The sequence below is a fragment of the Flavobacterium frigoris genome (assembly GCF_900111075.1).
Lineage (GTDB): Bacteria > Bacteroidota > Bacteroidia > Flavobacteriales > Flavobacteriaceae > Flavobacterium > Flavobacterium frigoris.
Window position 1 is genome coordinate 17,212 of sequence record NZ_FOFZ01000015.1, and the last position, 24,570, is coordinate 41,781.

A 24,570-nucleotide genomic window follows, 5' to 3' on the forward strand; every position below is an offset into this window, starting at 1 on the left:
TATTATTTAAAAGCAGTAACAATTAATAAAGCAAGACTTGCAATAACACTTCCTATACTTACCACTTCACCAGTAGTCATTTTCTTGGTTACTGGTTTTTCGGGCACAATAATTTGGGAACCTGGTGTTACCTTTGGATAAGATTTAAAAAATAAAAACGAATGAGCTACAGCTGCTTTTCCATTAGGATAAATAATATAGGCCTTTTTCTTCCAACCCTTAGCATCTACTCCCCCAACGGAACTCAGGTAATAACCAAAACCTCTTCCTTTTTCATAAGGAATCTCCGAAGTCAACAAGACATTTCCTGTCACCTTAACCCCCTCATTAAAAGCAGCCACTTCAATTTCGTCCCCTGGAAACAGGATGACATTGGTATTGTTATTTGGGTTTTTAACAATCGACTTCCAGTCGACCGGTATGGTAGCATACTTCACTACCTCATTCATCTTCTTAAAAGAACTATTTTGAATACTGTCCTTCACTCTATTACTAATACTATCCCTAACCGCTACTGGTAACTTTTCTTTCTTTAGTACCCCTAAGTTCAAATCGACACTTTCAATTTCTTCAATTTCCTTGACTTTGATCGGTCTTTTTATTTTCACCCCTGCTACATTAGCTAACGAGGTTAAACCGCCCGCTCTTTGCACCACATCATAAACCCTGTCTTTCTTTGTCGCCAAGACGTATTTACCAGCATAATTTACCGCTCCACTGATGGTTACCATCTCAGGTTTCTCATAAAAAGCCATTTTACGAACATTGACCACGTCAAAGGGTTGCAAAGCAAAATTCTTTAGCTGCTCATTGTGTGCCGCATCAATCTCTAGATTAAACAGCTGAACCTTATTAGGATTCGCATCATCAATTTCTTCTGATACTATCATTCTAGCTACTTCCACTCTTTTAGAAGCAGAACCAGTTAACCCCCCAGCTTGAATTAATAAATCGTTCAAGGTCAGTCCCTCATGATAATCATATACATCGGGATCTTTTACTTCTCCATCAATGGTGATCTTAAACTTTTCCACGAAATCTAAAACGGAATATACCGTCACCTTATCTTCTCTTCTTAAAGTAAGATCAGACTCTAAATCCCCTTGTAACGCTTTTGCCAAGTCGACATTGACTATTTCTGTTGTTAAATCTGATTTTAATCGAATGATACGCGCTCTATTGCTATACGCATCTTCTTTCAATCCATCCGCTTTTGCAATCAAATCAGAGACACGCATCCCTTCATAAAAAGAATAGGTATTAGGTCTAAATACAGCTCCGTCAATTTTGATACGATTCTCAAATCGGTTTAAAATTTTAGTCACCTTAAACACATCTCCAGACAAGGGCTGATACGTATTGAAATCGGAATCCTTTATATCCAGCACTCTAAATTCTTTCCCTGTTTTTTGTAATACATTTACCGCGGCCGTATAAGCAAAATCATTAAACCCAGAAGCAAACAACAATAAATCAGAGAAGGACTCTCCTTTTTTTATTTCAAAAATCCCTGGGCGTTTTACTTCCCCTTCAACCGTAACTCTTTGCGTATAAGCTGGAATTCTAATAACATCATTATCTTTTAGTCCTATATTGCTCGATTGGTCCCCCTTCACTAAAAAATCATAGATATCAACCGTTCGGTACACTTTGTTATTTCGAATCAATTCTATATTTCTATAACTACCATTTTTACCAGGACCGCCCGCTAAAAACAGCGCATTATATACGGTTGCTAAAGACGAGATCGAATAATTTCCCGGTTGCTTACCTCCTATTATAGTTACTTTAATGGTTCGAATGCGACTCAAACTAACACTCACCTGAGATTGTCCAGAAGGTACCGTACTGTACACTCTTGAAATCGCCGCTTTTATTTTTTGAGTTGCCGATTCAATGGTCATTCCTGAAACGACTATTTCTCCAACATATTGAATACTTATTTTTCCTTCAATAGTAACAGGGGTGCTCGCATTAAATTCTTGAACACCATATACACTTATTTGTAATTCATCCCCCGGTCCTAAGATATAATTTACAGGTGTAGCTAATTTTAAATTAGGTTCAAAATTTAAAGTAGGATTATCAAATAGCTGAGACCCATAAATAAGTGAATTAATCGAATCCTTGACTTTGTTATTGATGATTTTTTCCTGCGCTCTTCCATATTCCTGTTCTTGGTCATTAGACTCATTCCCATCCTTATCATATGGCTTTACAACCTCTTTTTTTGAAGTAGGCATCGCTAATCGTTCCTTTAATTTAGCAAATTCACTAGCAGGCATCCCTTTAGCCAAAGCCATCGGTCTTGCTTGATCTATAGTTACGTTATTACTTTGCAACTGCGCTTTTATTTTCGAAATATCACTATCTGACAAGTAATCTACTTTCAAGGTACTTAAATCAGTACTTTTTAACAAATCTTGTGCAGTGGCAGTTGATGATTGAAAAAGAGTAACAAGCAAGACGATTACTGTAATAATTTTTTTCATATTCAATTTATTAGAATTCAAATCTAAAGAATAATTCGTTTTTTAAAGTGTTTTATTAGCAAAAAACGTACAAAACCGTTTGTTTTTACTACGGCTCCGCCCTAGCGACTCCCATAAGGGACGCACTAAATTTTTTTAAGGTTGCAAAAATAGATTAAATAAAAACAATTGCTGTCTTTTACTTAACATTTTATCGCTATGCTAAAAACACTATTTTAGTAGAATACAACAGGCAAACTAACCATTAAAAAATCAATGATACCTCCATTTTTATATGATAACGATAAAACATAAATTTGAAATATGGCTTAGTCTCATTTTTACGCTCTCCTTCGCTTTGACAAACCGCTATAAAAATAGTAACACCAATAGCACAATCAATCTTTTCGGCAAATATAGCCACTATATAGCACTTAAAAAATTCCTCCTTTAAGTATTGAAAAGGCAAAGTCCCATAAAGCGCTAAAAAAGGCAACTAACTAACTATAAAGTAATCAGATACAGCACTAAAAAAACACACCCACAAAAATAAAATATCACCACATTTAGTGATATAAAAACCTATATTTTTCTAAGAGATTATCCCCGTCTTTTGGTCGTCTTACCCACTTACAATTTGATAACAGTGACCGCCTATCACTTTAAGTAGTAAAGAACAAATCCAGAGATTGTATTAGATACTCTTTAGTAGCGTCCAAAAATCAGAGCCCTCCCTTTAAACCCAGGAAAAATAAATGATTTTTAAAATACTCTCCCTCCAAAAATCAGATGGCTCCCTTTAGGGTCGGGGAAAAACAAATGATTTTTCAAACACTCTCGCTCCAAAAATCATTTGACTCCCTTTAGGGTCGGGGAAAAGCAAATGATTTTTAAAATACTCTCCCTCCAAAAATCATTTGGCTCCCTTTAGGCCCAGGAAAAACAAATGATTTTTAAAATCTTCGAAAATCAGCCTTTACAACATTCTCTAATTTCATCCAACACACATTCTATCTCGGTGATTACTTGTTCATTTGTAAAACGAATAACCCTTAACCCTTGAAAATTCAAAAAATCAGTTCGTTTTTGATCTTTTTCAATTTGCTCTAAAGCCGAATGATACGCGCCATCCACTTCAATGATAAGTTTATGTTGATGACAATAAAAATCTACAATATAGATACCAATTGGGTGCTGTCGTCTAAATTTTAATCCTTGAAATTGATTTGATTTTAATCGCTCCCATAAAGAGATTTCCGCTTCTGTCATAGTTATCCTTAAAGATTGAGCCTTCAAGAATCCACTAGCACAAGCTCCCTTCCACATACTATCATCATTTTGCAAATCATTCTTTTTCATACCGCTTAATTTAATTCAGTCAAGCTTTTTTTATCATGCCGCTTTTCATTTTTTCCCCGCCCTAAAGGGTGAAATGAAAAACTTTGAACTTAAAAACACTCTCCCTCCAAAATCATTTGGCTCCCTTTAGGGCCGGGGAAAAACAAATGATTTCCTAAAACACTCTCCCTCCAAAATCAGATGGCTCCCTTTAGGCCCAGGAAAAACAAATGATTTTTAAATTACTCTCCCTCCAAAAATCATTTGACTCCCTTTAGGGTCGGGGAAAAACAAATGATTTTTAAATTACTCTCCCTCCAAAAATCATTTGGCTCCCTTTAGGGTCGGGGAAAAACAAATGATTTCCTAAAACACTCTCCCTCCAAAAATCATTTGGCTCCCTTTAGGGTTGGGGAAAAACAAATGATTTTTAAAACACTTAACCAAATCTCCCTTTAAACCCAGGAAAAACAAATGATTTTTCTAATCCAACAACCCTGGATTTTCCCTTTCCAGTTTATTATAAACACTTTTAACATCCTGTGACAATTCTTTTTTCAAAATTAAGTTTGCAGTATCCGTATAAACAAAAATAGTATCCTTAAGCCCTATGAAAGCAGTATAATTATTAGTCCCAATAACCATATTCCCATTTTTATCCACAGCATGACCTATGGTAACTAAATAGTCATATACCGATTCAAAAGAACCCAAATCCGACCAACCAAATTTAGACGAAACAACTTTAATTTTTTTACTGCGTTCCATCACCGCATAATCAATACTTATAGAAGGAATTTCAAGTGACAAATCCAAAGCTAAATTTCCATTGATATTCGTATCCCAGGTTATTTTTGCTTTTTCATATACTTCAGGATGGAATGCTTTTAATTCTTCCAGTAACACTCCTGCTTTAAAACAGAACATACCGCTATTCCATAAAAAATTACCTTTCGCAATAAAATCGGTGGCGGTGACTTGGTTTGGTTTCTCTCGAAAAGAAAGAACAGTATCGCCCCTGCGTTCAATATATCCATATCCCGTTTCTGGCTTAGTGGGAACAATCCCAAAAGTGACAATATATCCTTTTGAAGCTTTTTCAACCGCTTCTTTTATTGCTTCTTCGTAGTGTTCCATTTCTTCAATAATATGATCTGATGGAGTCACAATTAGAATGTCTTCTGGATTTGAAGCAAAGGCTGCAAAAGCGATAGCGGCAGCAGTATTTCTTGGAGTAGATTCAATAATATCAATATACTCTGTATTCGATTTTTCTAGCACTTTCCTGCTCAAATGGCAGTTGTCAATATTACCCACGACCATCACTTTATCCGCAATATTTCTATTTCGCTCGACAGTCATCTCAAACAAAGACTTTCCATCAAAAATATCGAGATACTGCTTGGGCTGGCTTTTACGTGATAATGGCCACAACCTACTTCCTACTCCACCGGTAAGAATGACATGTGTAATTGAATTATTATTTTCCATATAGTAATCTTAAGGGGATTTAAACCTTTATATTATTCTTTTTTATTATTTGTCCGCTACTCCTTTACGGAGACTACTACTTCAAAAACGATGGTCCCGCACATTGAAATAGAATTCAATTCCTTTCTCCTCACAATAACCGCGACCCGTAAAATCAGCCTCTTTATATTCATCACCGATAATACGCACATCTATTTTAATAGTTATCCTTTTACAAAGAAATGCTTTACACACAGCCTCCCTCTCCTTAAGAGAGAGCTGGGGTGAGGAATTTACAATCTCCCGTCTACCGGATCTCCTAAAACGCCTTTCACATCATACAACACACTTTTTGTGTTCTGCAATTGTGAAAAATCCAAGTTCAAAAATGCGGCGTGTGCCACACCAAGAACGACCGCATCAAATTTTTGATGGGGTAAAACAGCAGTAGTAACCAAATTATATTCGTGATTCACCGCAGCTGGATTGGCTAAAGGATCATAAATAGTTACTGTAATCCCATAATCGGTTAATGCGGCGATGACATCTACAATTTTAGTATTGCGAACATCGGGACAGTTCTCTTTGAAAGTAATACCAAGCATCAACAACGTAGCCCCATTAACCGAAATTCCCTTTTTAATCATCAGCTTCACGATTTGAGAAGCAACATAGTCTCCCATACTGTCATTCAATCGCCTTCCCGCCAAGATAATTTCAGGATGATATCCTAATTCTTGTGCTTTCTGAGCTAAATAATAAGGATCAACTCCTATACAATGTCCTCCAACCAATCCCGGTTTAAAAGGCAAAAAATTCCATTTGGTTCCAGCCGCATCTAAAACGGCTTGCGTATCAATATTCATTAAGTTGAATATTTTTGCCAATTCATTTACAAAAGCAATATTAATATCACGTTGTGAGTTCTCGATTACTTTGGCCGCTTCGGCTACCTTAATCGAAGGCGCCAGATAAGTACCAGCCGTAATCACGCTTTGATACAATTCGTTTATCTTTCGTCCTATTTCTGGAGTAGAACCAGAAGTGACTTTTAAAATTTTATCAACGGTATGTTCCTTATCTCCTGGATTAATTCGCTCAGGCGAATAACCCGCAAAAAAATCAATGTTGAACTTTAAACCTGAAACTCTTTCCAAAACGGGTACACATTCCTCTTCCGTAACTCCGGGGTATACCGTGGATTCATAGATAACAACATCTCCTTTTTTAAGAACCTTCCCTATCGTTTCAGATGATTTATACAAAGGGGTCAAATCAGGACGATTGTTTTTATCCACTGGCGTAGGAACCGTTACAATGTAATAATTACAGTCGGCAATATCGACAATATGGTTTGTGCAATACAAACCGTTAGCATGCCCTTGCTTTTCAACTAATACTTTTTGCAACGTTGCAGTATCAATTTCGAGAGTAGCATCAACACCTGATTTTAATTCTGCTACTCGAGACTCATTAATATCAAATCCCACTACAGCATGTTTTGTAGCAAACAACCTAGCTAAGGGCAAACCAACGTAACCAAGACCTACAATTGCAATCTTCGAATTCAAGTCCATATATTAAAAATTAATTTCCATGTCGTTTATTCATTAAAAAGCACAAATTCGCAAATCAAACCCGCAATAATGGGCTCAAATCATGTTTTTTTTAAAGAGCTCAAATATAGGTACAATAAGCCGATTTATTATGTTATAATTGTATATCAAACCACTAAAACAGTACTTTTAAAAAAAAATACAAACGTAAATAATTATATTTCAACATATAACGAGAATAATATTTATAGCTATGAAAAAAAACACTCTAATTTATTTCAAAGAATAGTCTTACACAAATAATTCAGATTAAGAAAGCGAAACGTCCAAGTAGACGCTCACAAAAAAGGCTAATCCACTTCCAACTAAATAAGAACCGCATCCAGATTCACTTGAAATAATGCAAAAGCCCCAAAATTCACAAAGTATAAATGGTGAATTTTGAGGCTTTAACCATCTAAAATTTTAATTTTTTATAGTTAAAATCAAATGATTGAGGATGAAATCCTGTTTTATTTGTAGTAATTAAAAAGCAATTAATTTATACCAAACACAAGTACAGTATAGTCCGAACTAATTTTTGTCACATCGAGCGGAGTCGAGATGCAATAGTGGTTCTCGACTCCGCTCGAACTGACAATTGGGCTGTTTTATAAATAGCATTGGTATTACTTAATTTTCATTTTCAAAACGCATCCTAATGATTCCAATACCAGTACATAATGTGTTTTAGTAACTTCCTGAACAACGGCCTCTTGAGCAGAGAAAGGACCAGATTCTAAAGTGATTTTGTCTCCCACTTGTATAGCATCTATAGAAACATCATAAACATCAGGAGTTTCCAACCACTTTTTAATGGTAACAATCTCTTCATCACGAACAATCGCCGGCTTCCCCAACCAAAACAAATAACGAACCGCACCTGCAGACTGAAACACTAAATTCCTATCGGACTCCGCTAATTGCACAAAAACATAGGAATTAAAAAGAGGAACAATTACCTTCTTCTTACGGTCTGACCATTGTCGTACCTGAGTAATCAGAGGACAATAGCATTCTATTCCAATTTTCGTTAACTGCTCCGCCACTTTTTTCTCCCATTTGGGTTTTGTATAGACTACATACCAATTTTTCATTTGCCTTGTGTTGAAATAACATCTTGTTGTTATTCCTTTATTTTATATAAATATCTATTTGTTGTTCCCTAATTGTTTTTAATCTCGAATTACACAAACCCATGTATTATTAGAGCTACTCGACTGACCCCATGACCGTTTTAATCGAAAAGTAGTAAAATAATATTTAAACAACTTTCAGTACCGATTGTATTTTTATTATACTAGTACGCTTTCACTTCTTTAGCTCAATTATTTTTATTTTAAGCGGTATTCGCTAAAACTCCAATTTGTCATGATCAAAAAAGAAATACCGGAATGCGTAGTAATAAAAAGTAAAATACCTTGGCATAACCATCAAATATTCCTGTTTTTAAAATTATTTTTTTGGTAATAATTAATCTTCGATTTCACTGTCTGATCCCGATAGCTATTGGGCGTTTCGCGAAGTTTTTATAAAATAGCGAAAGCATTTTTATAAAAATATTTCGAGAACCACAACCGAAAACAAATTTTATCAGCCATCTAACTTGTACAAATTTATTTAATAAACAAACTTCGCTTAGTCTCCCTCTCCTTTGGAGAGGGCCGGGGTGAGGACTTAAGAACCGATACCTTGATAAACAAATCCTATTTCCTTAAGAGCAGAACCATTCAATATATTTCTTCCGTCAAAAACAAAAGCAGGCTTTTGCATGGAATCATAAATTCGTTGCCAATCATATTGAACAAACTCATCCCATTCCGTAAGGACCGCTATTGCGTGTGCGCCTTCACAAGTTTCATAAGGATCTTCAAATGACAGAATGCTGTTGGCATTTTTTTCTGCCGTTCTGGTTTCTAAATAATCCAAATCAGCCAAAATTTTCTTTCTGGACACTTTAGGATCATAAACGGCAATTTTTGCGTTTTCATTTATTAGATCGTCCGCCACATAAATAGCTGCAGATTCTCTAGTATCGTTGGTGTCTTTCTTGAAAGCCCAACCTAAGAAACATATTTTTTTATCAGAAACGGTATTATAAAGTGTTTGCACAATAGTATTTGAGAAACGTCTTTTTTGATGATCGTTCATGATAATAACCTGCTCCCAATAATCAGCTACTTCGCTCAATCCATAGGATTTAGCAATGTAAACCAAATTCAAAATGTCTTTTTGGAAACAAGAGCCTCCAAATCCTACTGATGCCTTAAGGAATTTTGATCCTATTCTGCTGTCCATTCCTATCGCTTTTGCCACCTCATTCACATCAGCACCCGTTTTTTCACAAAGCTCAGACATGGCATTGATAGAAGAGATTCTTTGCGCCAAAAATGCGTTAGCAGTCAACTTTGATAACTCAGACGACCACAAATTAGTAGTTAATATTTTATCGGCTGCAACCCAATTGGCGTAAACAGCAACAAGAGCTTGTATCGCTTTTTGTCCGTCTTCAGTAGTATCTCCACCTATTAATATTCGATCCGGATTCAATAAATCCTGAACTGCTGTTCCTTCAGCAAGAAACTCTGGATTAGATAAAATTTGAAATTGTACGCCATTACCGGTATTGTCCAAAATACTTTTAATGGCTTCGGCAGTTCGTACCGGTAGCGTTGATTTCTCTACCACTATTTTATTATCCTTGGCTATTTTAGCAATTTGTCTGGCGCACAACTCGATGTATTTTAAATCCGCTGCCATACCTTTCCCTTTACCATACGTTTTAGTAGGCGTATTAACCGAGATAAAAATAATCTGAGCTTCATCGATTGCTTTTTCAACATGGGTAGAAAAGAATAAATTTCTGCCTCTGGCTTCTCCAACAATTTTATCTAATCCCGGTTCGTAAATAGGGATATTATCTAAATTTTCGTCATTCCAAGCCGCAATTCGTTCTTCATTTAAGTCAACAACAGTAACCTGGATCTGCGGACATTTTTGTGCTATAACTGCCATAGTAGGTCCACCTACGTATCCAGCCCCAATGCAACAAATTTTTGTAATTTTCATTTCTTTAATTTTAATTCTTTATCATATTTTATTTTCGTAAAACACTAGTAGTGAATCGCTATCAAAAACAGCTCAATTCTAACTACTCAAAACCGAAACCCGCCCTTAAATTAATAACGTCAAAAAACGACGACAAAACGGAGTGGCAGCAGTCCGCGAGTTGAGCCTGAAAGGCGAACGGCTCGGGCTGCGGAACATAGTTTTGAGGTAGTTTTTAAGTTATGAATTTTCAGGTAGTGAAATCGAAGATTCATGAATACAAAAAAACAATATTAAAGCGTGAATAATTTTTTGTTACTTTTTTTATCAAGAAAAAAAGTAAAAACATAATTATTTCATTCAAATATTGTCCCTGCTAATCACTCCAAACCTAAAAGTTACAATCCACTACTCATAACCCAAAACAAATCCTATGACAATCGACAACCACTAACCGCCTACTTCAAATTATTCCAGTACCAATCAATTGCTTCCTTCAACCCTTGCTGTAAGGAATATTGTGGATCGTAATCCAACAACTCTTTTGCTTTAGCGATACTCGCCAAAGAATGCGGTATATCTCCCGCTCTGTTTGGACCATTGACTACCTCCACGTGAGCTATTTCAGGGTCATATTTTGTTAAATATTCCTTCAAATAACGCACCAAATCATTCAATGTATTTCGATCTCCAAAGGCCGTATTGTAAACCGAATTTACCGCCGCTGGGTTTTCTGTAGTCAATGCTAATTCATTCATCTGAATGACATTATCAATATAAGTAAAATCACGGGAATAATTCCCATCACCGTTGATTGTAATCGGCTCATGATTCATCAATTGCATCACAAATTTCGGAATTACTGCAGCATAGGCCCCATTTGGATCCTGTTTCCGACCAAAAACATTAAAATAACGCAACCCAATTGTTTCCAAACCATAGGTTTTACTGAAAATTTCAGCATACAGTTCGTTCACATATTTTGTTATTGCATAAGGAGAAAGTGGTTTCCCTATCACATCCTCTACTTTTGGCAATCCAACTGAGTCTCCATAGGTAGAAGAGCTAGCGGCGTATATAAACCGTTTCACTTTGGCATCAGTAGACGCTACCAGCATATTCAAAAAACCAGACACATTTACATCATTCGTCGTAACCGGATCATTAATGGAACGCGGCACAGATCCAAGTGCTGCCTGATGCAAGACATAATCCACCTCTTTAACTGCATTTTGACAATCAATAGCATTTCTAATATCTCCTTCAATCAATCTAAAATTTGGATTATTAATAAAATCTTTTAAATTATGTCGGTGTCCCGTAGCAAAATTATCCAAGCATCTTACTTCATGTCCTTTGGATAAAAAATATTCACAAAGATTAGAGCCAATGAATCCAGCTCCTCCAGTAATTAATATTCTACTTTTTGTTCCTTTTTTCATTTCTATTAATTTAAAAGTCTTACCACTATTTTTTGCGCTTATTACGTATTTTTCTACTTACTGATTCAAATAAGTTCTTTGGTTTATCGTCATCAGTATATCCATTTGAATAATTCCCATAGCCGTAACCGTAGCCGTAACCATAGCCGGCACCATATTTAGCCTTGTTTTCAAAGCCATTTAAAATAATACTTGCATTATCAAGTTCCCCGCGTTTTACTCTATTATTCAATAAAGTGATCATTTCCTTTTTGGAAAAATTCTGCCTTACAATATATAAAGTAACATCTGAATATTGGGATAATTCCAAAGCATCAGAAACTAATCCCACGGGTGGCGTATCCAAAATGATATAATCGTAGATTTTCTTTAATTCTTCAATCAATTCTCCCATTCCATCACTAATAATTAATTCAGACGGATTAGGCGGGACAGGTCCAGAAAGAATAACATCAAGATAAGGAATGGAAGTATGGTTGATAATTTCATTAACACTTTTTTGCTTGATTAAATAATTGACGATTCCAACTTCATTGGACAAATTAAACTCCTCAAATAATTTGGGCTTTCTTAAATCACATCCTACAATAACTGTCTTTTTTTCGCTTAAAGCGAAAACAGTAGCAATATTAATGGAACAGAATGTCTTTCCTTCCCCACTGACAGATGATGTTATCATCAATGTCTTAGCGCCATCCACATTTTGCTTCTTATATAAATATTGAAGTGAAGAGCGTATTGCTCTAAAGGATTCCGACAATGCTGATTTGGGTCTGTCATAAACAGCCAACTCTGAATTCTCTCTATTTAAACCTACCACTCCAATCAACGGAATTTGCGTTAGCTTTACAATATCATCCGTGTTTTGTATCGAATTATTAATAAAAAAAACGAAAAACACAAATAGCAATGGGAACAGTATTCCCAGAAATAGGGCCAAAACATAATTAGCGGACGTTCTTGGACCTATTTGTCCTCCGCCCACATCTTTCGCTGGATCGATAAAATGAATGTCAGACAAATTTGCTGCTTTTACAATATCAGCTTCACTTCTTTTTTGAAGAAAAGTACTGTAGATATTATCGCTTAAATCATACTTTCTCTTTATTTTAATCAATTCCTGCTGGTCATCCGGAAGCCTCTTAATCGTGCTTTCCGTTTGATTAATTTTATTGTTTACCAGTGCCAAATCATATTGTAAAGAAGATTTTGCAGACGCAATATTTTCTAACAATACATTTTTAATAGCCGCCATTTGATTGTCAAAGTCTTTAAATATCTTATCGCTTTTTACGGCATAAGCCATTTCTGCCCTCTGAGCCGAAAGCGAAATCAACTTGGAAACATTAGTAATCACATTAGGATCTTCTATTCCTGCTACTGACGGCGCTGGAAGTTTAGAGTAATCAACGCTGTTTTTTAAATAAGACTTAAGAGTGTTATAATACGTGATTTTACGGGTTACTTCATCCCTCTTGACATCAAATTCGAGCATCTGATCAGAAAACTTAGCCCCTCCTTCTTCAATATCATAAATATTCTTGTCCTTTCTAAATGATTTTAGCTCATTTCCAGTTTCTTTCAACTGCGATTCCATTGCAATTAAAGTACTATCAATAAAAGCGATCGTATTTGTAGCAAATTGATTTTTACTATCCAATTGTCTTTTGATGAGCATTTCTACGGTCGAATTCAGGTATTTAACCATTCTTGCCTTATTAGCCCCTTGCATTCCAAGTGTGATTATAGAACCTCCTTTATCATCTGAACGAACATCTATTCCTTTATACGCCGCAACTGTACTATTAAAATCACTGAATGAAACAAAATATTCATTGCCTTTATAAAATCCCGGATTATCATTTATTTGTAATTTCCAATTTAAAAAAGGTAAAGATACTTTTTCACCCACTTTATATCGCTTAACAAAATCCCCCGTTGCAACAGTGGTGTTACTGTACGAATTATCTCTATAAGTAATCAGCGAAGCATTTTGACTCTCAAATGGAATTCTTATTTCATAAACACTTTCGCTCAAAAAAGTAATTCCAATAACACTTCCTACTAACTGCCCTTTTGATTTATCAATCTGAACATAAAAAGGAACTGCTCCATAAGCATCTTCGAGAGCATATTTCCCCTGAACTAAATAGTTAATATAGTATTGCAGTTTATCTACAACCAATTCGTTGTGAGATCTAGACTGTATTGTAGTCGAAATAGTTTGAACCTGATCAGAAGTACCTCCCCAATTAAAAACAAGACTGGTGTTTGAAGTAAATAACGGATTGCTTTCTTCCTTTACAGAAATAAGCGTTTCCATACTATATACTTTCTCTTTCCGAATGTTCACCTGATAGGCGATCGTAAAGGTCATGATTAAGCTTAATAAAAACCACTTCCAGTAACTTCCAATTTTTATTAAAAACCCTTTAAAGTCAAAACTTACCTGGTTTTCAAAAATCGAAAAATCTTTTATATCTAACATTTTTGGATCTCTGTTTTAATTTTTAAATAGCAAGAAAAAGGTCGTTGTGGCCAAGGACAACAGTGTAACAAAAGTTCCCAACGATTCTATCCCCGTTTTTCCAGTTCCCCAAGTTTTTTGTTTGAGTGGTTTGATATAAATATAATCATTAGGCTGTAAATAAAAATAAGGCGAGTTCATAACATTGATATCCGTAAGATCTAGATCATGCATTTGTACTCCCGTTGGTGACTTTCTGATAATTGTAACTGCTTTTCTATTTCCTGTTATAGTTATGTCTCCCGCATTTGCAATAGCCTCCATAATAGTCACGTTTTCCTGAAATAAAGTCTTGGTCCCCGTACTTCCTATTTCCCCATTAATGGTATACTTGAAACCTGCTAATTTTACAATAACAAAGATATTGGCTTCCTTATTAAAATATTCCGCTAACAATTGCTTCTCAATTTTAACTCGTATTTCATCCAAAGTAAAACCAATTACATTAATTTCTCCTAAAACTGGCATTCTTATATTTCCGTGATCATCAACCGTAAAACCATCAAAATACAATCCAGATTCTGATTTACCGGTACCACCCTCGTTTGTAGTACTGAAAATAGCAACTAATTTTGGGTCAATGGCCTTGATACTAATACTCAACACATCGCTGGTTTGCAATCTATATGGTTTTGCAACAATAGCAGAGATCCCTATTTCTGTTTCAGAATTACTCTTTTTTTGCAAATAAATTAAATCATGAGTTGGAATACATGAACTAAATAACACGCTAATACTAAGTAACAAATAGAATATATGCTTGCTCATTTTTTTATTTTATATAACAAATATAGCTTTTCATTTACTATATCAAAAGTTTAGTTATTTATTGAGACCATTAATTATTTTTGAAAGACTTTTCAAAGGGTACACGCTGCAATATACTCCTTCCTAAAGTAACTTCATCTGCATATTCTAATTCATCTCCTACTGCAATTCCGCGCGCAATTGTTGATATCACAATAGCAGCATCTGCTATCTGCTTGTAAATGTAAAAATTAGTAGTATCGCCCTCCATTGTTGAGCTTAACGCAAAAATAACTTCGTTTATACTTCCAGATTTCACTTTTTCTACCAATGTTGCAATTCTCAACTGACTAGGCCCTACTCCGTCAATAGGAGATATTTTACCTCCTAAAACATGATAAACCCCTCTAAATTGCCCTGTGTTTTCTATTGCCATAACATCTCGAATATCTTCAACAACACAAACAATTTGATGATTCCGGTTTTTATTGGCACAGATTTCACAAATCGTGCTGTCAGAAATATTGTGACAATTTGTACAATACTTAATATCTTCTCGCATATTTACCAATGCTTGAGCCAAAAAACCAGTTTGCTCTTTGGGTTGCTTCAATAAATGCAACACCAAGCGCAAGGCACTTCTCTTTCCTATTCCCGGCAATTGAGATATTTCATTAACCGCTTTCTCTATTAATTTTGAAGAAAATTCCATAACTGCAAATGTAGCAAATTGTTTATTTGTTTAAATGCTTATTTGCTTAATCCCTACTATAAATTCACGCCCATTTAAATAAAAGAGAGATCAAATAAAGGATCAACTAAAAAATTGTATTTTGGCTTTTCAAAATCTAAAAAATGACACCCTTCGCCATACTATCACTTATCGTTATCTACTTCGGAATATTATTCACTATTTCTCATTTCACCAGTAAAAAAGACAGTGGAAATGATGCTTTCTTTAAAGCGAATAAAAACTCTAAGTGGTATTTAGTAGCTTTCGGGATGATCGGAACAGCGCTTTCTGGCGTGACTTTTATTTCGGTTCCGGGAGAAGTCGGAGCACCTAGTGGAGAACAATTCAAATACTTTCAGTTTGTTCTTGGAAATGCAATAGGGTTTATATTTATTGCCAAAGTACTCTTGCCTTTATATTATCGAATGAACCTGACTTCTATTTATGGATATATAGAACGCCGCCTGGGAACTTATTCCTATAAGACTGCCGCTACGATTTTCTTAATTAGTAGAACCATCGGATCAGCATTTAGATTGTATCTCGTTGTGATTGTATTACAACGTTTTGTGTTTGATTTTTATGGAATTCCCTTTGCCGCTACGGTATTAATTTCATTAGCTTTAATATTTGCGTACACCTATCGAGGAGGCTTAAAAACTATTATCATCACTGATACACTACAAACATTTTTCTTAGTCACCTCTGTTTTTATGACTATTTATTTTATTTGCCAAAGCTTAAACTTGAATATTATTGAAGCTTTTGAAGCCGTGAAAAATAGTAATTATTCTAAAGTATTTTTCTTCGAAGATTTTCTAACTAGTAAATTTCACTTTGTAAAACAAATCCTTGGCGGAATTTTCGTGACGATTGCTATGGTAGGATTAGATCAAGACTTAATGCAAAAAAATCTAAGTTGCGCGACCATTGGCGAAGCCCAAAAGAATATGTTTACCTTCACTGGAATATTTGTATTGATCAATATATTCTTTTTAAGCGTAGGTGCCTTACTTTATATTTATGCTGCAAAAAACGGAATTGAAGTCCCTACTGATTTGGTTACCGGAAAACCAAGAACAGACTTGCTGTTTCCTGAAATTGCGTTTCATCACTTAACGCTGATTCCTTCAGTCATATTCCTACTGGGCTTGACGGCAGCTACATTTGCAACAACAGACTCCGCCTTAACGGCGCTAACCACTTCCTTTTGTGTCGACTTTCTGGGGATGGACAAAACTGAAAACAGGAATAAGCCCACTGCTGTAAGAGCAAGGCATTTCACTCATCTTGGCTTTTGCTTTCTAATGTTCTTAGTGATTGTATTCTTCAATTCTGTTAACGACAGTTCTGTAGTAGGAATGATTTTCAGGATTGCTTCTTATACCTACGGACCATTATTAGGATTGTATAGCTTCGGTCTATTTATGAACACAAAAACAGTTAAGGATCAATTTGTACCATTTATCTGTTTGTTATCTCCTGTACTAACTTTTTTACTTAGCGAAAATTCAAAAGTGTTATTTTTTGGATATGTATTCGATAACGAACTGATTATCATAAATGGACTAATCACTTTCATAGGACTGCTATTGATTAGCAAACCAACTTTAGAAGAAACTCGTTTCTAATTTTCAGACAAGGCTAGAAAGAAGCCTTTTGTAATTCCATCTCGTCCCTTGTTAAAACGAGACGAAATGAATACAATTTTATATTTTCCTAAAGCATTAAGATATTCAAAAATTATAAATAATTAGCTATTTAATATCTATTTGTAGTCAACAAAACCAATGTGCAGGCTACTTCTGATTTTATGTTATTCAGTTCCAAAAGTTGATACAATTCTGGGTTTTCAGTTCCTGGATTAAAAAGCACCCGTTTAGGCTTCGTTTCGACTATGTAATTATAATAATCTTTTTGACGCGCTGGGTTTAAATATAAGGTAATGGTATCTATGTTTTTTAAAGGAATCGCTTTAGTCTGAATTTTTATTCCAGCCACTTCTCCCGCATTTTGGCCAATAGCAAGAACAGAGTGTCCCTTATCAACAAGCATAGTAATTGCTTTGTATGCATATTTCTCCGGTTTTGCTGATGCGCCAAGAACTAAAGTTTTTTTATTTTTCATTATTTTATTATTTTTTTGTAAAAGTAGTAAATTACTATAGTCCGTTTTAATTAAAATTAATATCTTTCGATTTCTAATGCTATTATTTAGGACTCTATTCTTTTTAATATAACATTTTTTTAATCCAAAAAACACTTTAATCCTCAATAGAACCAACTAATTTCGCAAAAAAACATGGAACTTTTTATTTATTTATTTGCTGCCCTTTTTTCAGTTATAAACCCTATTGGTACAGTTCCCATTTTTGTTGGACTCACACAAGATGACGACAAAAAAGAACGCTCCCGTATTTCACTCTGGACGGCTATAAATGTTTTTGTGATTATGATTATCTCCTTTTTTTTAGGAGAATATGTATTGTCCTTTTTTGGAATTAGCATGGAAGCTTTACGTATAGCAGGAGGTATTGTTATCGCTACTTCAGGGTTCTCATTACTGTCAGGCCAATTTAACAAAAAAAGAGGCGTAAGCAAGAAAGTAGAAAGTGATGCTCAAAAAAGAAATGACATTGCTTTAACTCCATTAGCTATCCCCATGCTTGCTGGACCGGGATCTATGTCCTTGTTAATTGCATTTTACAGTGAACATCAGGAAACATCCGAAATTATCATTTCCGTTTTGGCTATGGTAGCAGTTGCCATTTCCATTTTTATCGTCTTGAGAAGTGCACACTATCTGGCTAAAATACTTGGAGCGTCCGGAATCGTCGCTATTTCAAGAATTGTTGGATTTATAGTAATCGCGATAGGAGTCCAATACATTATCAGCTCTATTATAACAATAGTCAAAACAAATTTGATGTAAAAAAACAGATCGCTAAAATTCAAAAAAAAGACCTTCAAAAATATTTGAAGGTCTTTTTTTTTATGCTTTTGGTAAGAAAATTTCTGCCATCATACATCGGGCACTTCCACCGCCACAGGCTTCAATAGTATCTAAACTTGAACTAAGAATTGTAGCGTGTTTTTCTAACTGCTCTACTTGTTTTGGCTTTAAGCTTTGATGAGCAGCGGTACTCATCACTAAATATCTTTTATCATCTGCACCTCGCACTTCCAGCATGTTTCCAGCGAAATTATTGACTTGGTCTTCTGTAATTAAAACTACCTCTTTATTATCTTTTTTAAGATTGTCTAAAACCATTTTACGTTCTTTTTTATCATCAATGCTATCTGCACAAATAACTGCAAAAGTTTCTCCCAAACACATCATAACATTTGTATGATAAATTAATTTCCGTTCTCCATTTACCGTATGAAAGGCTTCGAACAGAACAGGTGCATAATCAAAATCTTCACAGAACTCAATAAACAATTCTTCATCAGCCCGAGGAGACAAAGCGCAATAGGCTTTTTCATTTGCTCTATCAAGCAGCAAACTTCCTGTACCCTCTAAGAAAAACCCGTCTTCTTCTGCAGAAGTATAATCTACAATATTATCCATTTTGAATCCTTTGTCTTCTAACATATCCAAAATTTCCTCACGACGCTCCTGACGACGATTCACTGCAAACATTGGATATAATGCCACATCTCCATTTTCATGAAAGGAAATCCAGTTGTTTGGAAAAATACTGTCTGGAGTATCTGGATTTAGTGTGTCATCAACTACGGTGACATCAACACCAACAGCTCTTAGTTTTTCTACAAAAGCATCAAATTCTTGTTGCGCTTTTGCATTTACTGTTGCCGGTAAAAGACCGTCTAATACTTTTTGATAATAATTATTTACTGCCGTTTGTTCGTTCATTCTAAACGCTACCGGACGAATCATCAATATAGAATTTGTAGTTTGTTTCATTTTATTTTATATTTATATAACGATATATTACAATGCATCATTACTTGAATTAATCTCTTATTAAAGGTAATGTCGAACAACGTAATAATCCTTCCTGTTTAGAAATCTCAGCATAAGGAATCTCTTCCACTGTAAAACCGTTAGATCGCAACCAATTATTCAATCTAGTGAAGTTTTTTTCAGAAACCACAACATTGGAATCAATAGAAAACACATTAGAATTCATAGTGTACATCTCTTCCCTTGTAATATGAAATAAATTATCTTTTCCAAAAAGATCAACAAGATACATATAGTCTGCTTCTTCACGGAACCCATTTTTATAGATAATTCCCATATTAGGGCCTACCGGTTGGAAACAGCAATCAAGATGTAAAGCATTATCCCTAGCTTCAATTTTTGATTTCACTAAATCAAATTCTTTAACGATTTTATTAGGAAACAAATCTTTAATGAATTGTACTCCCTCCTTATTTGTCCTTGCTGTAATATATTCTTTATAATCACTTCCTTTATAGGTACCAATAAATATATGGTCGTCCCAAAGCATTACATCCCCACCTTCGATATGCACTTCATCAGGAGGACGAACTACATTTTTAGGATCTATCTGATCAATCACATATTGAATAGCGTCAAGCTCTCTCTCGCGTTCCGGTAAAATATTCGATTTAATAAAAACACCGTCAATTACAAACCCTATATCTCTTGTAAATATCTGATTGTAATCCGCAATTAATTCGGGGCGATAAATTGTGATATCATATTTTTTAAGCACTTTATTAAAAGCCTCCATCTCAGTCACCATATCTTTTTCAAGCGGATAGGTTCCTGCTACTATGTGCTCCAATGATTTTGGATCATATGCTTCTGCTATTGATGGAGTTTGACCATTGCTAATTGCTGTTCCTAAAACTACTGCCCGCAATCTTGAAGTCTCATTCTTTACATTTAATTTTAACATATAGTATTTTGATTTGGACAAAGATAAAAAAAAAGCTTCACTAGTGAGTGAAGCTTTTTAAAATTGAATTATCGTTTATCTACTGTTTTAAAATCTCTCAAGGGAGATCCTGTATATATTTGCCTTGGCCTTCCAATAGGTTCTTTGTTTTCACGCATTTCTTTCCATTGTGCTATCCAACCTGGTAAACGTCCAATAGCGAACATCACGGTAAACATATCGGTAGGAATTCCTAATGCTCTATAAATAATTCCAGAATAGAAATCTACATTTGGATATAAGCTTCTTGATTTGAAATATTCATCCTCTAGAGCCAATGCTTCTAACTTCTTTGCAATTGCAAGAATTGGATCATCAACACCTAAAGTTTCTAAAACTTCATCTGCCGCTTTTTTAATAATTTTAGCGCGTGGATCAAAGTTTTTATATACTCTATGACCAAAACCCATCAATCTAAAAGGATCATTTTTATCTTTGGCTTTAGCCATATACTTGTCAGTATCTCCTCCATTATTATGGATTTCTTCTAACATTTCAAGAACTGCTTGATTTGCTCCTCCGTGTAGAGGACCCCAAAGTGCTGAAACACCAGCTGATATTGACGCGAATAATCCAGCGTGAGATGAACCAACCATTCTTACAGTAGATGTAGAACAATTTTGTTCATGATCTGCATGAAGAATAAACAATTTATTTAATGCATCAATAACAATTGGACTTGCTTTATAAGGTCCTGTTGGTATTTCAAACATTAATTTCATGAAATTTTCGACATATCCTTTTGTGTTATCATAGTAATTTAAAGGATAACCCATGCTTTTTCTATACGTCCAGGTTGCAATTACAAGGAATTTCCCCATAGTCTTACAAACAGCATGATACATTTCTTTTTCATTATCAACATTTACTGATTTTGGATTAAATGCTGTTAACGCACTTGTCAATGCAGCTAACACACCCATTGGATGCGCTGTTCTAGGAAAACCATCAATGATATTTTTCATCTCTTCATTGACTAACGTATGCTTTCTAATATCATCTTCAAACTGTTTCAACTGAACTGCAGTTGGCAACTCTCCAAAGATTAAAAGAAAAGATACTTCTAAAAAATCAGCTTTGTCGGCCAAATCTTCTATCGAATATCCTCTGTAACGGAGTATTCCAAGTTCTCCATCTAAGAATGTAATTTTACTGGTACAAGAACCTGAATTTTTATACCCTGGGTCAAGAGTAATTACCCCAGTTAAATCTCGTAATTTGTTAATATCGATAGCTTCTTCGTTTTCGCTTCCTTCTACAACTGGAAACTCATACCTCTTACCATCAATTTCTACTATAGCTGTTTTTGACATAATATTTTGAAAATAAAACTTTATATTTAATAATTTACCAAATCTAAGGATAATAACATTAAATAAAAAGCGAAATTGATAATGTTATTGTTAAATAAAACAAAAAAGCCATTCGAATAATTCGAATGGCTTTTTTTAAACTATAATAACAAATCTTATTTTATCTTGAACGCTTTTTTTCCAGGAAAATAAGCCGTTTCGCCTAGTTCCTCTTCTATTCTTAACAATTGATTGTATTTTGCCATACGATCAGAACGGGATGCAGATCCAGTTTTAATTTGACCACAATTCAAAGCAACCGCTAAGTCAGCAATTGTGTTGTCTTCTGTTTCTCCAGAGCGATGTGACATTACAGAAGTATACCCAGCATTTTTTGCCATATTAACAGCAGCAATAGTCTCTGTCAATGTACCAATCTGATTTACTTTTACTAAAATTGAGTTAGCAATACCTCTTTCGATACCCGTAGACAAGCGTTCTACATTAGTCACGAACAAATCATCTCCAACCAACTGCACTTTATCTCCAATTTTATCGGTAAGTAATTTCCATCCATCCCAGTCATTTTCATCCATTCCATCTTCAATTGAGATAATTGGATATTTAGCAACCAATTCAGCTAAATAGTCTACTTGTTCAGCAGAAGATCTAATTTTACCAGTTTCACCTTCAAATTTAGCATAATTATATTTCCCATCTACATAAAATTCTGCAGCAGCACAGTCTAAAGCAACCATTATTTCGTCTCCAAAAGAATATCCTGCAGCTTCTACTGATTTTTTAATTGTATCTAAAGCATCTTCCGTTCCGCCAGCTAATGTTGGTGCAAAACCACCTTCATCACCTACAGCTGTAGAAAGACCTCTATCATGAAGTACTTTTTTAAGACTATGAAAAATTTCCGTTCCCATTTGCATAGCATGTGTAAAAGAAACTGCTTTTACCGGAATAATCATAAATTCTTGAAATGCAATTGGCGCATCAGAATGTGAACCTCCATTGATGATATTCATCATAGGAACTGGCAATGTATTTGCTGAAACACCACCTACATATCTATATAATGGCAAGCCTAATTCATTAGCAGCTGCTTTTGCAACAGCAAGCGAAACTCCTAAAATGGCATTTGCCCCTAACTTCGATTTGTTTGGCGTTCCATCCAAATCGATCATCATTTGATCAATTACATTTTGTTCAAAAACCGAAGTTCCTAAAAGTTCTTCAGCAATAAGGGTATTAACATTTTTCACTGCATTCAGAACTCCTTTTCCTAAATAGGCTTTCCCACCGTCACGTAATTCCACTGCTTCATGTTCTCCAGTTGAAGCTCCAGATGGAACTGCTGCTCTACCCAAAACACCGTGTTCAGTAACTACATCTACTTCTATAGTAGGGTTTCCTCTCGAATCGAAAATTTGTCTTGCGTGAATTTTGATAATAATACTCATATTACTTTATTTAAAATTTAATAATACAAATATATTCTATCTTTTCTAATGATAATATGAAAATAATGAATCTTATTAACGAAAACGTTATAATTATGTCCAAATAAAAATTACACCTCTCCTTTTATAGAAATAAACTACAATTTATGTATTTCTACCCAATAAAAGCACTTAAACCTATTCGTGAAAAATGATCACATCAGATAAATTGACAAAATATAAACACTGTCAATCTATCTATTTAACCCTACTTATTTATACTATTCTAAATAAAAGAAGGGTGCTTCCTTTATTTAAAAAGCAAGCACCCCAATAGTTGTCTATAAAAAATATGATCTTACAATCTTACCCTTTTATATTTTCAATAAATTGATCAAATAAATAAGAAGAGTCGTGAGGTCCCGGACTAGCTTCAGGATGATATTGAACTGAAAAACAATTCTTATTCTTGATTCTCATTCCTGCCACTGTTCCGTCATTTAAATGAACATGTGTGATTTCAAAATCAGAATTGTTTTCCAATTCTTCTTTGTTAACTGCAAAACCATGATTCTGTGAGGTAATCTCACCCTTTCCAGAAATTAAGTTCTTTACCGGATGATTTATCCCTCTGTGTCCATTAAACATTTTATAAGTGGAAATTCCATTAGCCAGCCCAATTACTTGGTGTCCTAAGCAAATACCAAATAATGGTCTATTGTTATCCAATATTTCTTTCGCTACTTGAATAGCTCCTGAAAGAGGTTCGGGATCACCAGGACCATTAGACAAGAAAAAACCATCAGGACTAAAAGATGCTAAATCATTGTATGTTGAATCAAAAGGAAAAACTTTAATGTAACAATCTCTCTTAGCAAGGTTACGAAGGATATTTGTTTTAATACCTAAGTCTAATGCTGCAATTTTGTAGATAGCATTTTCATCACCATAGTAATATGCCTCTTTAGTAGAAACTTTTGAAGCTAGTTCTAACCCTTTCATATCAGGAACATTTGCCAAAGACTTCTTTAAATCCTCTACAGAAGTACCGTCAGTACAAATAACAGCATTCATCGCCCCATTATCTCTAATGTAACTTACAAGTGCTCTAGTATCCACATCTGAAATACAAATAAGGTTTTGTTTAATGAAATACTCCTCTAAACTTTCTGAAGCATCGGCTCTGGAATAATTGAAACTAAAATTTTTACAAACTAAACCTGATATTTTTATACCATCAGATTCTACCTCATTTTCATTTACTCCATAATTTCCAATATGAGCATTAGTGGCGACCATTATTTGTCCAAAATAAGAAGGATCCGTAAAAATTTCTTGATAACCGGTCATTCCAGTATTAAAGCATACTTCTCCAAAAGTTGTTCCACTGATACCTATTGATTTTCCGTGAAAAATGGTTCCATCACTTAGTAAAAGTATGGCGCTTTGTCGTGTTGTATATTTCATGAGTAGTTAAATATTGTGCAAATTTAATCCATTAATACAATGGATGCAAACTTTTAAAATTT

Annotated in this window: 18 protein-coding genes and 1 pseudogene; 2 read left to right on the top strand and 17 right to left on the bottom strand. The window is 34.7% G+C overall.

Annotation, left to right across the window (positions count from 1 at the left end):
* Positions 1-2 precede the first annotated feature (2 nt).
* The 11 genes and pseudogenes from BMW63_RS15115 to recR form a co-directional block, all read right to left on the bottom strand.
* Positions 3-2,492, bottom strand: coding sequence for an SLBB domain-containing protein (locus tag BMW63_RS15115; protein WP_074724311.1), 2,490 nt, complete (start codon positions 2,490-2,492; stop codon positions 3-5).
* 948 nt (positions 2,493-3,440) lie between these two features.
* Complete coding sequence (locus tag BMW63_RS15125; protein ID WP_074724313.1) at positions 3,441-3,830, bottom strand: endonuclease domain-containing protein; 390 nt, start codon at positions 3,828-3,830, stop codon at positions 3,441-3,443.
* A 462-nt stretch (positions 3,831-4,292) separates the two neighbouring features.
* The gene (locus BMW63_RS15130; RefSeq protein ID WP_074724314.1) at positions 4,293-5,300 is read right to left on the bottom strand and encodes a mannose-1-phosphate guanylyltransferase; all 1,008 of its coding nucleotides are present in this window, start codon (positions 5,298-5,300) and stop codon (positions 4,293-4,295) included.
* 81 nt (positions 5,301-5,381) lie between these two features.
* Positions 5,382-5,498, bottom strand: a pseudogene (locus tag BMW63_RS18480) (adenylyltransferase/cytidyltransferase family protein); the annotation flags it as partial.
* 74 nt (positions 5,499-5,572) lie between these two features.
* Positions 5,573-6,856 (bottom strand): nucleotide sugar dehydrogenase, encoded by a 1,284-nt coding sequence (locus BMW63_RS15135; protein WP_074724315.1) that lies wholly within the window; start codon positions 6,854-6,856, stop codon positions 5,573-5,575.
* Positions 6,857-7,503: 647 nt separating this feature from the next.
* A complete protein-coding gene (locus tag BMW63_RS15140) occupies positions 7,504-7,971 on the bottom strand; it encodes a UpxY family transcription antiterminator (protein ID WP_074724316.1) in 468 nt (155 codons plus the stop codon).
* Between the two features lie 580 nt (positions 7,972-8,551).
* Positions 8,552-9,943: a UDP-glucose 6-dehydrogenase gene (locus tag BMW63_RS15145; protein ID WP_074724317.1), complete on the bottom strand. Its 1,392-nt coding sequence runs from the start codon at positions 9,941-9,943 to the stop codon at positions 8,552-8,554.
* A gap of 437 nt (positions 9,944-10,380) precedes the next feature.
* Positions 10,381-11,364, bottom strand: a complete 984-nt coding sequence (locus BMW63_RS15150; RefSeq protein WP_074724318.1) for an SDR family oxidoreductase — start codon at positions 11,362-11,364, stop codon at positions 10,381-10,383.
* Between the two features lie 25 nt (positions 11,365-11,389).
* Complete coding sequence (locus BMW63_RS15155) at positions 11,390-13,852, bottom strand: polysaccharide biosynthesis tyrosine autokinase (protein ID WP_074724319.1); 2,463 nt, start codon at positions 13,850-13,852, stop codon at positions 11,390-11,392.
* Between the two features lie 15 nt (positions 13,853-13,867).
* Positions 13,868-14,659, bottom strand: coding sequence for a polysaccharide biosynthesis/export family protein (locus BMW63_RS15160; protein ID WP_074724320.1), 792 nt, complete (start codon positions 14,657-14,659; stop codon positions 13,868-13,870).
* Between the two features lie 70 nt (positions 14,660-14,729).
* Positions 14,730-15,350: a recombination mediator RecR gene (recR, locus tag BMW63_RS15165; protein ID WP_074724321.1), complete on the bottom strand. Its 621-nt coding sequence runs from the start codon at positions 15,348-15,350 to the stop codon at positions 14,730-14,732.
* A gap of 143 nt (positions 15,351-15,493) precedes the next feature.
* Here recR and BMW63_RS15170 point away from each other — a divergent pair, with 143 nt between their 5' ends.
* The gene (locus BMW63_RS15170; protein WP_074724322.1) at positions 15,494-17,002 is read left to right on the top strand and encodes a sodium:solute symporter; all 1,509 of its coding nucleotides are present in this window, start codon (positions 15,494-15,496) and stop codon (positions 17,000-17,002) included.
* 130 nt (positions 17,003-17,132) lie between these two features.
* Here the strand turns inward: BMW63_RS15170 and BMW63_RS15175 are convergent, their stop codons facing one another.
* Entirely contained in the window at positions 17,133-17,498 is a 366-nt protein-coding gene (locus BMW63_RS15175) for a CoA-binding protein (RefSeq protein WP_074724367.1), read from the bottom strand.
* 174 nt (positions 17,499-17,672) lie between these two features.
* Here BMW63_RS15175 and BMW63_RS15180 point away from each other — a divergent pair, with 174 nt between their 5' ends.
* The gene (locus BMW63_RS15180; RefSeq protein WP_074724323.1) at positions 17,673-18,302 is read left to right on the top strand and encodes a MarC family NAAT transporter; all 630 of its coding nucleotides are present in this window, start codon (positions 17,673-17,675) and stop codon (positions 18,300-18,302) included.
* Positions 18,303-18,362: 60 nt separating this feature from the next.
* Here BMW63_RS15180 and ctlX read toward each other — a convergent pair whose 3' ends face one another.
* From ctlX to carA, 5 genes are all read right to left on the bottom strand, one after another.
* Positions 18,363-19,298 (bottom strand): citrulline utilization hydrolase CtlX, encoded by a 936-nt coding sequence (gene ctlX / locus BMW63_RS15185; protein WP_074724324.1) that lies wholly within the window; start codon positions 19,296-19,298, stop codon positions 18,363-18,365.
* A gap of 49 nt (positions 19,299-19,347) precedes the next feature.
* Complete coding sequence (locus BMW63_RS15190; protein ID WP_074724325.1) at positions 19,348-20,262, bottom strand: dimethylarginine dimethylaminohydrolase family protein; 915 nt, start codon at positions 20,260-20,262, stop codon at positions 19,348-19,350.
* 68 nt (positions 20,263-20,330) lie between these two features.
* The gene (locus tag BMW63_RS15195) at positions 20,331-21,614 is read right to left on the bottom strand and encodes a citrate synthase (protein WP_074724326.1); all 1,284 of its coding nucleotides are present in this window, start codon (positions 21,612-21,614) and stop codon (positions 20,331-20,333) included.
* Positions 21,615-21,769: 155 nt separating this feature from the next.
* Positions 21,770-23,062: a phosphopyruvate hydratase gene (gene eno / locus BMW63_RS15200; RefSeq protein ID WP_074724327.1), complete on the bottom strand. Its 1,293-nt coding sequence runs from the start codon at positions 23,060-23,062 to the stop codon at positions 21,770-21,772.
* 345 nt (positions 23,063-23,407) lie between these two features.
* On the bottom strand, positions 23,408-24,508 hold the full coding sequence (gene carA / locus BMW63_RS15205; protein WP_074724328.1) for a glutamine-hydrolyzing carbamoyl-phosphate synthase small subunit: 1,101 nt from the start codon (positions 24,506-24,508) through the stop codon (positions 23,408-23,410).
* Positions 24,509-24,570 lie beyond the last annotated feature (62 nt).

What these genes read in the sequence shown, in the direction of transcription:
- BMW63_RS15115 (WP_074724311.1), bottom strand. Translation starts at nt 2,492, where the DNA reads ATGAAAAAAATTATTACAGTAATCGTCTTGCTTGTTACTCTTTTTCAA.
- BMW63_RS15125 (WP_074724313.1), bottom strand. Translation starts at nt 3,830, where the DNA reads ATGAAAAAGAATGATTTGCAAAATGATGATAGTATGTGGAAGGGAGCT.
- BMW63_RS15130 (WP_074724314.1), bottom strand. Translation starts at nt 5,300, where the DNA reads ATGGAAAATAATAATTCAATTACACATGTCATTCTTACCGGTGGAGTA.
- BMW63_RS15135 (WP_074724315.1), bottom strand. Translation starts at nt 6,856, where the DNA reads ATGGACTTGAATTCGAAGATTGCAATTGTAGGTCTTGGTTACGTTGGT.
- BMW63_RS15140 (WP_074724316.1), bottom strand. Translation starts at nt 7,971, where the DNA reads ATGAAAAATTGGTATGTAGTCTATACAAAACCCAAATGGGAGAAAAAA.
- BMW63_RS15145 (WP_074724317.1), bottom strand. Translation starts at nt 9,943, where the DNA reads ATGAAAATTACAAAAATTTGTTGCATTGGGGCTGGATACGTAGGTGGA.
- BMW63_RS15150 (WP_074724318.1), bottom strand. Translation starts at nt 11,364, where the DNA reads ATGAAAAAAGGAACAAAAAGTAGAATATTAATTACTGGAGGAGCTGGA.
- BMW63_RS15155 (WP_074724319.1), bottom strand. Translation starts at nt 13,852, where the DNA reads ATGTTAGATATAAAAGATTTTTCGATTTTTGAAAACCAGGTAAGTTTT.
- BMW63_RS15160 (WP_074724320.1), bottom strand. Translation starts at nt 14,659, where the DNA reads ATGAGCAAGCATATATTCTATTTGTTACTTAGTATTAGCGTGTTATTT.
- recR (WP_074724321.1), bottom strand. Translation starts at nt 15,350, where the DNA reads ATGGAATTTTCTTCAAAATTAATAGAGAAAGCGGTTAATGAAATATCT.
- BMW63_RS15170 (WP_074724322.1), top strand. Translation starts at nt 15,494, where the DNA reads ATGACACCCTTCGCCATACTATCACTTATCGTTATCTACTTCGGAATA.
- BMW63_RS15175 (WP_074724367.1), bottom strand. Translation starts at nt 17,498, where the DNA reads ATGAAAAATAAAAAAACTTTAGTTCTTGGCGCATCAGCAAAACCGGAG.
- BMW63_RS15180 (WP_074724323.1), top strand. Translation starts at nt 17,673, where the DNA reads ATGGAACTTTTTATTTATTTATTTGCTGCCCTTTTTTCAGTTATAAAC.
- ctlX (WP_074724324.1), bottom strand. Translation starts at nt 19,298, where the DNA reads ATGAAACAAACTACAAATTCTATATTGATGATTCGTCCGGTAGCGTTT.
- BMW63_RS15190 (WP_074724325.1), bottom strand. Translation starts at nt 20,262, where the DNA reads ATGTTAAAATTAAATGTAAAGAATGAGACTTCAAGATTGCGGGCAGTA.
- BMW63_RS15195 (WP_074724326.1), bottom strand. Translation starts at nt 21,614, where the DNA reads ATGTCAAAAACAGCTATAGTAGAAATTGATGGTAAGAGGTATGAGTTT.
- eno (WP_074724327.1), bottom strand. Translation starts at nt 23,062, where the DNA reads ATGAGTATTATTATCAAAATTCACGCAAGACAAATTTTCGATTCGAGA.
- carA (WP_074724328.1), bottom strand. Translation starts at nt 24,508, where the DNA reads ATGAAATATACAACACGACAAAGCGCCATACTTTTACTAAGTGATGGA.